Source organism: Catenovulum sp. 2E275, assembly GCF_025515275.1.
GTDB lineage: Bacteria > Pseudomonadota > Gammaproteobacteria > Enterobacterales > Alteromonadaceae > Catenovulum.
In genome coordinates, this window is the sequence record NZ_JAOPFU010000019.1 from 1 (window position 1) to 12,285 (window position 12,285).

The 12,285-nt window shown below is 38.7% G+C and carries 7 protein-coding genes and 1 tRNA gene; 7 read left to right on the top strand and 1 reads right to left on the bottom strand.

The window, feature by feature from the left end; all coding sequences use genetic code 11:
* Nucleotides 1-77, top strand: a tRNA-Met gene (locus N7931_RS10520).
* Nucleotides 78-228: 151 nt separating this feature from the next.
* On the opposite strand, the gene N7931_RS10525 is transcribed toward N7931_RS10520, so the two are convergent.
* Nucleotides 229-1,188: a TIGR03899 family protein gene (locus N7931_RS10525; protein WP_262793918.1), complete on the bottom strand. Its 960-nt coding sequence runs from the start codon at nt 1,186-1,188 to the stop codon at nt 229-231.
* A 291-nt stretch (nt 1,189-1,479) separates the two neighbouring features.
* Here N7931_RS10525 and N7931_RS10530 point away from each other — a divergent pair, with 291 nt between their 5' ends.
* The 6 genes from N7931_RS10530 to N7931_RS10555 all read left to right on the top strand — a co-directional run bounded on the left by N7931_RS10530 (nt 1,480) and on the right by N7931_RS10555 (nt 12,193).
* Entirely contained in the window at nt 1,480-3,690 is a 2,211-nt protein-coding gene (locus N7931_RS10530; RefSeq protein WP_262793919.1) for an EAL domain-containing protein, read from the top strand.
* A gap of 276 nt (nt 3,691-3,966) precedes the next feature.
* Complete coding sequence (gene leuA, locus N7931_RS10535; protein ID WP_262793921.1) at nt 3,967-5,523, top strand: 2-isopropylmalate synthase; 1,557 nt, start codon at nt 3,967-3,969, stop codon at nt 5,521-5,523.
* 28 nt (nt 5,524-5,551) lie between these two features.
* Nucleotides 5,552-6,652: a 3-isopropylmalate dehydrogenase gene (leuB, locus tag N7931_RS10540; RefSeq protein ID WP_262793923.1), complete on the top strand. Its 1,101-nt coding sequence runs from the start codon at nt 5,552-5,554 to the stop codon at nt 6,650-6,652.
* Between the two features lie 119 nt (nt 6,653-6,771).
* The gene (gene leuC / locus N7931_RS10545; protein WP_262793924.1) at nt 6,772-8,181 is read left to right on the top strand and encodes a 3-isopropylmalate dehydratase large subunit; all 1,410 of its coding nucleotides are present in this window, start codon (nt 6,772-6,774) and stop codon (nt 8,179-8,181) included.
* Complete coding sequence (gene leuD, locus N7931_RS10550) at nt 8,181-8,783, top strand: 3-isopropylmalate dehydratase small subunit (RefSeq protein ID WP_262793926.1); 603 nt, start codon at nt 8,181-8,183, stop codon at nt 8,781-8,783. The genes leuC and leuD overlap by 1 nt, the downstream gene beginning before the upstream one ends.
* A gap of 341 nt (nt 8,784-9,124) precedes the next feature.
* Nucleotides 9,125-12,193, top strand: a complete 3,069-nt coding sequence (locus N7931_RS10555) for a glycoside hydrolase family 15 protein (RefSeq protein ID WP_262793927.1) — start codon at nt 9,125-9,127, stop codon at nt 12,191-12,193.
* Nucleotides 12,194-12,285: the final 92 nt, after the last annotated feature.

Here is a 12,285-nt window from a genome sequence, read left to right on the forward strand (position 1 = left end):
CGCGGGATGGAGCAGCTTGGTAGCTCGTCGGGCTCATAACCCGAAGGTCGTTGGTTCAAATCCAGCTCCCGCAACCAATTCTTTTTTAGTCTCATCTTTATTATTCTTTTACTCGCCCTCGGGCTGCACTCTGGAATGTCGTTGCTTCAAATCTAGCTTCCACAACCAATTTTTTTATAATTTTATTATTCCTTGTGCTGTATTTTTTTCTATTTAAGCTAAAAATCACTAACTTTTTATTACTTCACACTCAGGTGCAAATATTTCGCTGAGTTGATTAAAATATTCTTCTTTTGCGCTGGTTGCAATTAAACTGGCTAACTCTCTGCCTGCTTGAGTTAATTTATAATAAGTCAGAATAATATTTGGCTGTTTAATGGTGAGAATAACTTTTGATTGCATGGTTTCTAATGCCAGCGCATGGCCAAGCGGGAAAGGCGAGCTTTCTATTTCACTAGAATAAATTAATCCTAGGTCGATTAAACTTAATAAGTCAGGATAGCTTAGTCCAAATTTGCTTAAATTAATGTGTTTTGCTTTGGCTGGTTTAAACCAGTTTAAAATACCTTGCTGGCGATATAAGCCTGTCATAATTTTACCGCCCGTTCCTGATTTATCTTTTAACAACAGCGCGCAGGCAAGTTGAAAAGTACAAGCTTCTTGATAAGTCATTTTTTTGAGTGTATCTAATGCCCGTAACGAAAAACGATTAGGTTTGGCGGTTTGCATTGCCAAAATTTTACCCCAAAGCTGCTGCATTGGCCGCGAATAAATACTCTCAGCCGCTTCAAAAAACTGATACAGCCAATCCGGATCAACTTCTTCATTGGCGTTAGAACTATCAATATATTCTGCCGCATCTTCTAAAATCCGCTCTAAATTTTGTTGTTTTTGAACTAATTTTAATCGGTCTCGGCGATTGGCTCTTTGCTCTAAGGTAAAAGGTTTTTTATCCGGCCCTGTAGCTTTATCTAAACCAAATTTAATTGCTATGGCCTGAAGTTTTTGTAAATTTTGAGCCGTATTATCTATCGCTACTTTTGGTGTATTTTGTTTCCCATTATTTAAGTTTTGTTGTATTTGGGTTGGCGGTGTAGCCTTACCCTGAGCTTCTAGCTTAGGTTCTATTGATTGTGGAGGGGAGTTCGGTTGCTTTAAATTAACATTAGAGTTAGTTTCTATTTTCATGGCACTACTCCAGATTTTGTTAGGTAGTTTTACATCATATTAGCTAATTGTTTGAGTCTACCTGATTTAATAAACTTGCTAAAAGAATATATACAAACTTTATTTCTTATCTATTCCTACCTAAGCTATTAGTTAAGATGTGTCGATCTTTCATCATTAAAATTTAATTAAAGGGATCAACCATTCTCGGAAACTAGTTGCTCCAATTTATATAGCTTATATAGCGCAACGAGTTCACTTACCTTTCTAAACTGTAGCTTAAAGCTCACTAGTGAAAAATAAAGGTTATTTATGAATTCAACAGGCAATGATGATATTTTTTTGTTTGCAGAAGAAAATGAAGAAGCTTGTTTAACTTCAATAGATGAATATGGCTGGCACATTTTAATTGTTGATGATGACAAAGAAATACACACAGTCACGCAACTTGCACTTTCTGGTGTGAGAATTCTTGGTAAACCTTTATTATTTGGACACGCTTATTCAGGCAAAGACTCTGTTGAATACCTTAAAAGTCATAACGATGTGGCTATAGTATTAATGGATGTCGTAATGGAAAACGACAATGCAGGTTTGGATGCGGTGAAACAAATTCGTGATGAGCTACACAGAGACGATACCCGAATCATTTTGCGTACAGGCCAGCCAGGTTACGCCCCTGAAGAACAAGTAGTGCAAGAATATGATATTAATGACTATAAAACCAAAACTGAATTAACTCGCAATAAACTGGTCACCACCTTAATCTCAGCTCTACGCAGTTATAAACAAATTTGTCAGATTAAGCAAAACCATTTTTATCTTGAGCATATTATTTTAGCTAGCACTTCGTTGCAACAACAGCATCAGATTAATCAATTCGCTAAGCTGGTTATTGAGCATTTTTGTTTGTTAACCCAAATACTACCAGATGGCTTATTAGCAATTAAAAATACCTTAGCTGAAAAAACGCCAATTATTGTTATGGGTGGGAGTCAAAAATACCAGCAATATGAAAATCAAGCACTTGAGTTAATCGACAATGACCGTATTATTCGCCAAGTTAGTTTATGCATTAATCAAAAACAAAATATAATTTCAGAGCAGGATACAACCTTATTTATTAATAATCAGAAATACCAAGCTGCGCTGTATATTAATGCAACCCCAAATTTGGCTGAGTTAGGCTCATATATCGAAATTTATTTAGCCAATATTTCAATCGCGCTCGATAACATCACTTTAATTAAAGAGCTAAAAATTACCGCTTTTACCGATAAACTAACCGGCTTGCAAAACCGGGCCGGATTTATTAAATCACTCAATAAATTTATTGAACAACCTTCTCTAGGCGATACAGTTGTACTGGTCGATATTTGTCATTTTTCAGAAGTTAATCATGGGTTAAGTCAGGAAATTGGCAATCAATTATTAAAAGCTTGTGCCGACCGCTTGCAGGATGAATATGGTGAAAGCTGCCAGATTGCACGGATAAATGCAGATGTATTTGGCATTATTGGATCTGCGGATAAAGTGTCCCCTGAAAAAATAGAAGATACATTTAGTTTTCCGTTATTAGTGGCTAATCAAAGATTTCCAATTTATGTCAACTCAGGGTTTTATCAGCGGGAAACAACAGCTCAAACCGGCTTGCAAGTTTTAAAATATGCTGATATTGCCCTTAATCAAGCCAAACAATCTCATGCCCCGTCATTTGCTTATTTTGATGAGGCTTTTGAACAAAAAATGGCGTGGCGGTTAGGCATGGTGCAGCAACTTAGGGCAGATTTTCAAGCAGGACGATTACAGCTTTGGCTGCAACCTCAAATATCGCTGGATACTCAAAAAGCAACAGGTTGTGAAGCCCTGCTCCGCTGGAAAACCGAACAAGGCAATATGATTTCACCAGATATTTTTATTCCAATTGCCGAACATAGTGGCTTGATTAATGAAATTGGGGACTGGGTAATTGAAGAAGCCTGTCGCCATATAAAACAGCTCGAAAACCGTGGGATTCATAACATTAATATTTCAGTCAATGTATCGATTGCTCAATTTAGGGACCCTACTTTTATTTCTAAACTTTGCAATACCATTGATTTATTTAATGTATCGCCCGAGCAATTTGGCTTAGAGATTACCGAAAGCATTTTAATGGATAACCCGAAAGTGATTATTGAATCGCTTAATACCCTAAAACAACACGGTATTAATATTTCATTAGATGATTTTGGCACTGGCTTTTCATCTTTAAGTTATCTCAACCAGCTACCAATTACGACCATGAAAGTTGATCGCTCTTTTATTAATGAAATGGATACAACCAATGGCGAAGTGATTGTAGAAACCATTCTTGCTTTAGGTCAAAAACTAAACCTGATTACCATTGCCGAAGGCGTTGAAACCCAAGAACAAATCAACCGCTTAACTGAACTTGGCTGTAATATTATTCAGGGTTATTTTTACGCTAAACCTATGCCATTTGATGAATTTCAAGCGTATCTTAGCCAACAGCCAAGTTAAAAGTAGAATCAGTAATTGACATTATTAACTTGGCAACTCAAAATAACCAGTTCTACAGGTTTTATACCTTTGATTAATCTATATCAAATTTAGGTTTGAATAAATGATGACGACTTATTTGCTGACAAACTTATTATTACTCAAGCGCTTTGCGCATGGGTGAGTTTGTTTCGAGCGAATACCATCACATACCGAAACAAAAACCCGTGCTTAAAGCGCGGGTTTTTTGTTAGAGCTGCGCCGATTCCGGGCTAAATACAATGCAGGAGTAAAAATATGTCTGATCGAGTCATAATTTTTGATACAACATTACGCGATGGCGAACAAGCACTGTCAGCCAGTTTATCTGTGCGCGAAAAATTACAAATTGCACTGGCTTTAGAGCGTTTAGGTGTAGATGTAATGGAAGCGGGTTTTCCTGTGTCTAGCCCGGGTGATTTTGAATCCGTACAAACCATAGCTAAAAATGTTAAAAACTCAATTGTTTGTGGTTTAGCGCGCGCAGTAGAAAAAGATATAGATGCCTGCGCTCAATCACTCAGTATTGCTGAACAATTTCGTATCCATACTTTTATTTCGACCTCAACCATTCATGTTGAGCAAAAATTAAAACGAAACTTTGATCAAGTATTGGAAATGGGCGTTAACGCGGTAAAATATGCGCGCAAATTTACCGATGATGTTGAGTTTTCGTGTGAAGATGCAGGCAGAACACCAATTGATAACTTATGTCGAATGGTTGAAGCAGCTATAAATGCAGGTGCAAAAACAATCAATATTCCGGATACCGTAGGTTATACCATTCCTAATGAGTTTGGCGGTATTATCAATACCTTATTTAATCGCGTTCCGAATATAGATAAAGCGATTATTTCGGTGCATTGTCATAATGATTTAGGGTTAGCCGTTGCTAATTCAATTTCAGCGGTGCAAAACGGCGCTCGCCAAATTGAATGTACCATTAACGGTATTGGTGAAAGAGCTGGTAACTGCTCTCTTGAAGAAGTCGCGATGATCCTCAATACCCGTCAGGATTTATTTGCTGCCAACAGCCGGATTAATACCAAAGAGATTTACCATACGTCCCGCTTAGTCAGTCAGTTATGTAATATGCCTGTTCAGCCGAATAAAGCGATTGTGGGTGCTAATGCATTTAGTCATTCATCCGGTATTCACCAAGACGGCGTATTAAAAGCGAAAAACACCTATGAAATTATTACCCCGGAAAGTATAGGTAAAAGCACTAACGACCTAAACATGACATCGCGCAGCGGCCGTCATGTTATTAAACACCGCATGGAACAACTAGGGTATACCGAAAAAGATTATAGTTTAGATGAGCTATATGCCAGCTTCTTAAAACTAGCCGATCGTAAAGGTCAGGTATTTGATTACGATTTAGAAGCTCTACTTTATTTTAATCAGCAACAACTGGATAAACAGCATTACCAGTTAGCTTATTTAGCTGCCGTTTCAGGAACTGACGAAACTGCAACATCTGGGGTTAAATTAAAAGTTGGTAGTGATATAATCGCGGGCTCAGCGCTGGGTAACGGACCGGTTGATGCAACATACAGAGCATTATTAAACTTGGTCGATCTCGATTTAGAAGTTATTGATTATGCAATTGCAGCCAAAACTGGCGGCGAAGATGCACAAGCGCAAACCGATATTGTTGTAAAATACAAAGGCAAAAAATATCGAGGTTTTGGTCTGTCGACCGATATTGTAGAAGCTTCGGCGCAAGCTTTGGTTCATGTGATGAACTTAACCTACAGAGCAGATCAAATTGAATTACAAAAGCAAGCTAAACAAAACGAGCAAGCTAAGTAAGCAAATAAATAAAATTAGGAAATCACTAATGTCAGAAAACACAATGAAAGTTGCAGTTCTTGCCGGCGACGGTATTGGCCCGGAAGTTATGGTTGAAGCCTTAAAGGTGTTAAAAGTAGCCGAAAACAAATTTGGCGTAAAATTTGAATTTGACGAAAAAGATGTTGGCGGCGCTGCAATTGACAATCACGGTGAAGCGCTTCCAAAAGCAACCGTTGAAGCTTGTGAAGCAGCAGATGCAATTTTATTTGGCTCTGTAGGTGGTCCTAAATGGGCAAGCTTACCAGCACAACAACAACCAGAGCGTTGTGCTCTGTTAGGTTTGCGTGGTCATTTTGATTTATTCAGTAACTTACGCCCTGCCCGTATTTATCCGGGTTTAGAAGCGCTTTCTCCACTGCGTGAAGATATTGCTAAAAGTGGTTTTGATACCTTAGTAGTACGTGAGTTAACTTCTGGTATTTATTTTGGTCAACCAAAAGGTCGCGCCGGTGAAGGTGAAGAAGAATACGGTTTTGATACAATGCGCTATTCAAAACGTGAAATTCGCCGAATCGCTAAAATTGCGTTTGAAGCAGCATTAAAGCGCGGCAGCAAAGTACATTCAATTGATAAAGCAAATGTATTACAAACCAGTGTTTTATGGCGTGAAATTGTTGAAGAAGTAGCAAAAGACTACCCGAGTGTTGAACTTGAGCACATGTATATTGACAATGCTACTATGCAATTAATTCGTTACCCTAACCAGTTTGACGTGATGTTATGTTCAAACTTAATGGGCGATATTATTTCTGACGAATGTGCAATGATTACCGGTTCAATGGGGTTATTACCGTCTGCCTCAATTAACGAGCAAGGTTTTGGTATGTATGAGCCAGCTGGCGGCAGCGCACCAGATATTGCCGGTAAAGGTATTGCAAACCCGATTGCACAGATTTTATCGGCTGCAATGATGCTACGTTTCAGCTTTAACCGCGGTGATATTGCTGATGCGATTGAAGCGGCTGTTGTACAAACCTTAAACGACGGTTATTTAACCGGTGAGTTATTACCACCAGCCAAACGCGATCAGGCAAAAACCACTTCGCAAGTTGGTGATTACATAGCTAATTTATTAGCTGCACACTAATTTTCGCCAGTAATATGATATACCGGTTAAGCAAAAGTGCGGATTTTAACAGTTTAATCCCCTTTTTGGCTTAATTGGTATAAAATCACTAGCAAATTGACGCTAGTCGGAGTTTTAAAATGGGCAAAACTTTATATCAAAAAATTTATGATGCACACATAGTACGTGCTGCCGAAGGTGAAACCCCTTTAATTTATATAGACAGACATTTAGTTCACGAAGTGACCTCTCCTCAAGCTTTTTCTGGCTTACGTGAGAAAAACCGCCCGGTCAGAGCGGTTCATAAAACGTTTGCAACTATGGATCACAACGTATCAACCAAATCATTAGCGGTAGATGCAGCCAGCCCAATGGCGCGTATTCAAATGCAAACCCTTGCCAAAAACTGTGAAGAGTTTGGTGTACAACTTTATAAAGTGGGTGATTTACGTCAAGGTATTGTGCATGTTGTCGGCCCTGAGTTAGGCATTACTTTACCGGGTACAACCATTGTTTGTGGTGATTCGCATACAGCAACACATGGCGCTTTTGGGGCACTAGCCTTTGGTATTGGTACTTCAGAAGTAGAGCATGTTTTAGCAACTCAAACGCTAAAACAAAACTCAGCTAAAACCATGAAAATTGAAGTAAATGGTGTATTACCATTTGGCGTAACTGCAAAAGATATTATCTTAGCGATTATCGGTAAAATCGGTATGGATGGCGCAACCGGCCATGTTATGGAATATACCGGCAGTGCAATTGAAGCGCTTTCAATGGAACAGCGCATGACCATTTGTAACATGAGTATTGAAGCTGGCGGTAAAGCCGGTTTAGTTGCACCAGATCAAACCACCATAGATTACATTGAAGGCCGCGAGTTTGCACCTAAAGGTGATGCATGGCTTGAAGCTGTTGAATACTGGAAAACATTAAAATCTGATCCAGATGCTGAATTTGATACAGTGGTAACATTAAAAGCCGAAGAGATTGAACCACAAGTAACTTGGGGGACTAACCCGGGTCAGGTTATTGGGGTTAGTCAGGTTGTGCCGAATCCAGCTGATTTTAGCAATGCAGTTGAAAAAGCATCAGCCGAAGCTGCGCTTAAATACATGGGTATTAATGCGGGTCAGTTTTTAACAGACTTAACTGTAGACAAAGTATTTATTGGTTCTTGTACTAACAGCCGAATCGAAGATTTACGTGATGCAGCAGCAGTTGCAAAAGGCCGTAAAGTTAAAAACGGGATTGAAGCGATTGTTGTGCCGGGTTCTGGTCAAGTTAAAAAACAAGCCGAAGAAGAAGGTTTAGACAAAATATTTGTTGAAGCCGGTTTTGAATGGCGTTTACCGGGCTGCTCAATGTGTCTTGCTATGAATGACGATAAGTTAGGATTTGAAGAGCGCTGTGCATCTACCTCAAACCGTAACTTTGAAGGCCGTCAAGGCCGTGGTGGTCGTACTCACTTAGTTAGTCCATCAATGGCAGCTGCGGCTGCGGTTGAAGGTCATTTTGTTGATGTTCGCAAATTAATGGAGGCTAAATAATGTCAGGCATTACTCAAATTAACGGCAAAGTTGCTCCATTAGATAAATCGAATGTGGATACTGATGCCATTATTCCAAAACAGTTTTTACAAAAAGTTGATCGTACTGGTTTTGGTGTGCATTTATTCCACGACTGGCGCTATTTAGACGAAGCCGGTACACAAGATAATCCGGAATTTCCATTAAACAAACCAGAGCATAAAGGCGCTAATGTTTTATTATCGCGAGAAAACTTTGGTTGTGGTTCAAGCCGCGAACACGCACCATGGGCAATTAAAGATTACGGCTTTGATGTAGTGATCGCGAGCAGTTTTGCTGATATTTTTTACGGCAACTGTATGAACAATGAAATTTTACCAATCAAATTAACCGACAATGAAATTGAAGAATTATTTCAAGCTGTTAATGCTGATTCAAATGTTGCGTTTGAAGTTGATTTACCCGCTCAAACGCTAACGGTAAATGGTAAAGTTTATCAGTTTCCGATTAATGACTTTCATAAGCACTGTTTAGTTAATGGTTTAGACTCAATTGGCTGGACCTTACAATACGCCAGTGATATTGATGCTTATGAAGCTAAATTACCAAGCTGGTTAAAATAAGTTAAATTTTACCTGTTATTATTTATCTTCAAATTGCTTGGATATATAAAGGCCACTTAAACGTGGCCTTTTTAATTTTTGCGATCCAGATAAAAAAATCAGCAACTGGCATATATTTTGTAATACATTTTAGACATACTAAATACCTGAGCTGAGTTGCATAAAACCATCAAACAGAGAAAGGTCTATTTTATTTCAAGCGCTTTTATATGCAGCTTAAATTATCATAACAGCGATATTGTCTTCTTTAATCAAGCTGAAGTGCTTTATTGATTAACCTGATGTATTAAAACGACATATTACAGAGTTAAACTTCAGCCATTTGCGGTAAGGAATAACGAATGAAAAACACAGAGTTATTAAATAAATTATACCAAGACATTCACTCGATCATTTTATGCCGTCAGCATCCGGTTACCGGCCTGCTTCCGGCCAGTACAGCAATCACAACTCATGGTAATTACACCGATGCTTGGGTGCGAGATAACGTTTATTCTATTTTAAGTGTTTGGTCTTTAGGCATTGCTTATCGCCGTCATGGTGAAACGGAGCGTAGTGACGAGCTAAATCAAGCCACTATAAAACTGATGCGCGGTTTATTGCAGTCCATGATGCGCCAGTCCGATAAAGTTGAAGTATTCAAACATACTTTATCCGCTCAAGATGCACTACACGCTAAATATGATACCGCCAGCGGTTTAACTGTTGTGGCGGACGATGCTTGGGGACATTTACAAATTGACGCCACATCCATTTTTTTATTAATGCTGGCACAAATGACAGCTTCAGGGCTGCGCATTATCAATACCTTTGATGAAGTCGATTTTATTCAAAACTTAGTTTATTACATTGGGTTTGCTTACCGTATTCCAGATTATGGGATTTGGGAGCGCGGTAATAAAATTAATAATGGTAAAACCGAAATCAATGCTAGCTCGGTTGGTATGGCCAAAGCAGCACTGCAAGCATTAGACGGTTTTAACCTTTTTGGTGCAAATGCTTCTCAACGGGCTGTTGTGCATACAGTACCGGATGGTATTTCGCGCGCGCGTAATACACTTGCCCGCCTACTGCCAAGAGAATCAGTTTCAAAAGAAGTTGATAGCGCACTATTAAGTATTATCGGCTTTCCTGCGTTTGCCGTTGGCGATAAAAATTTGGTGCAAAAAACTCGAGATAAAATTTTATCTGAGCTTGGTGGACATTATGGCTGTAAACGCTTTTTATGGGACGGCCACCAAACAGCAATTGAAGATCACAGCCGTATTCATTATGAACATAACGAGTTAACCAACTTTGCCAATATTGAATCTGAGTGGCCGCTGTTTTATACCTATTTATATGTTCAAGCCTTATTTGATAAAGACACCCAATCAGCTAAACAATACCGCCGTAAAATCGAATCATTAATGATAGAGAAAAACGGCCAGCTATTAATCCCTGAACTATATTATTTAAACCCTGAACATATTGATGCAGAAAGACAAAATCCACGTAGCCAACCCAGAGTTGCCAACGAAAACTTACCTTTAGTTTGGGCGCAAAGCTTATATTATTTAGGTGTGATGATGGATGAAGGTTTAGTGCTGGACGATGATATAGATCCACTAAAATTACGTCAGCGTTCAAGCCGCAGCAACCCAACTCAAATCGCATTAGTAGTGTTAGCTGAAAATGAAACCATTAAAGAAACATTAGCAAGCCATGGTGTTATTGCCGAAACTGCAAAAGAAATTGCGCCAATCAAAGTAATGGCAGCATCACAATTGGCTGAAGCTTATCAGCAACTTGGCTCTAACCCAGCCTTAGGCTTAACCGGCAGACCAAAACGCCGCTTCCAAAGCCTAGCAACTGCACATACTTACTGTATTAATCAAACCAATTATTTGTGTTTATCATCACTCCACAGCGAGCAAAATAATTATCGCCTGTACGACGGTGAATTGGAAAGTGATGTTTTACTAAATGAAATTGCTTTACTGAACAAACACTGGATTAACAAAGAAGTTGCTGTAATGACATACATGGTCACTGAGTCCATGTGCAACTCAGCTAATATAAAACCTTTATTTAATACCTTAAAAAAACTGCAACTTCGTAACGAGCACAGCAATGTCGGTTACGCTTCTGCCACCTTGGCTCAGCGCGCATCAAGAGTAAATAAATTTATGTTATCTAACTTTAAATTTAGCATGAGCGTCCAAACAAAAGGCCAGTTGCAAATTACGCCGCAACTTTTACCAGAGCAATTAATTGAACCATTAGCCAGTGAATATAACCAGTTAATGCAATTAGGCGATGCAGCTTTATATGTACAATTAAGCCAGTGGTTGAACAAGTACGGATTAGAATCAAATATCGGCTCAATTGACCCGCTCAGCTTTAGACAATTAGTACTTGATTGTTATCATCAAGCGGTCTTTAAAGAATACTGGTTAACGGCTCGCTGGTGTTTTTCTATTTTATCTATGTCGCATTCAGATTTAACGGATGATTTATCTCTGCTGTGCTCACGTAACTTAACGATTTTAATTGGGACAGATAATCAAACCGTTTTATCCGGCGAATCCAGCAACTTACAGCAAGATGAATTAGTTCACACGATAGATTCCGTCAGCCGTAATCCAATTGAGCGAGCCTTAATTCAGGAAATTCTGGTGATTTTAGGTTATACCATGCGTACTCAATTAAAATTATTTAATGGTATCCGTTCTATTCACTTAAATAATTTATTGGCACTGTGTACCGATAATGAGATTAAACAATGTAAAACTTTAGATGGTTTGGCAGAAATGTCACCGTTTGAATTTATGCAGCATATTCAATCATTGCTTGAATCTCAGCATCAGGCTTACAACTATGATGTAAAAGCCAGTTTTTCTCAACAAGATGGTAATTTAAAAGACTTTAACCGCCAAACTTATGCAATGGATACTGACTGGTTATCATGGCGCTCAGAGAGAGGCTTAATCACCCGCTTTGATGACGATTTTTTAACGGCTATCTGGCAAAGTTTATCGCACTGTCCAAAAATTGTATTTGCCGATAAAGCCTCTGAACAAAACTGTTTAGAAAGCGAATTAATCCGTAGCTCAATGACCTCAGGTGAAGAAAGTTTTGCCCGTTTAATCGACAACCTAATTCAACCAGCTCACCCTGTTTATTATAAAGCCGCGTTAGTGGAAGTGTTGGCCGCTTATATCGACTATTGTGACTTAAATAAACAAGTGCAATTTAATCAACCAATTGTACTAGGAGACATTTTGGCACAAGCCGCCGATTTACACACAATAGAACAAGGTGAAGATGCCAATACCCAAAGTAATCTTGAGCAACTTTTATATCAACCACCGCAAGTATTGCAAAAATACATCAAAGTTATTTTAGATAAGACGATTTTGGCGCAATAAACTTCTGAAGCTAAAATGACCAAGTGTCATTTTAGCTAATTTTAACAACTTTGTTACTTCCAAAGTGTAACTAACCCGCTATAATCAAAAAC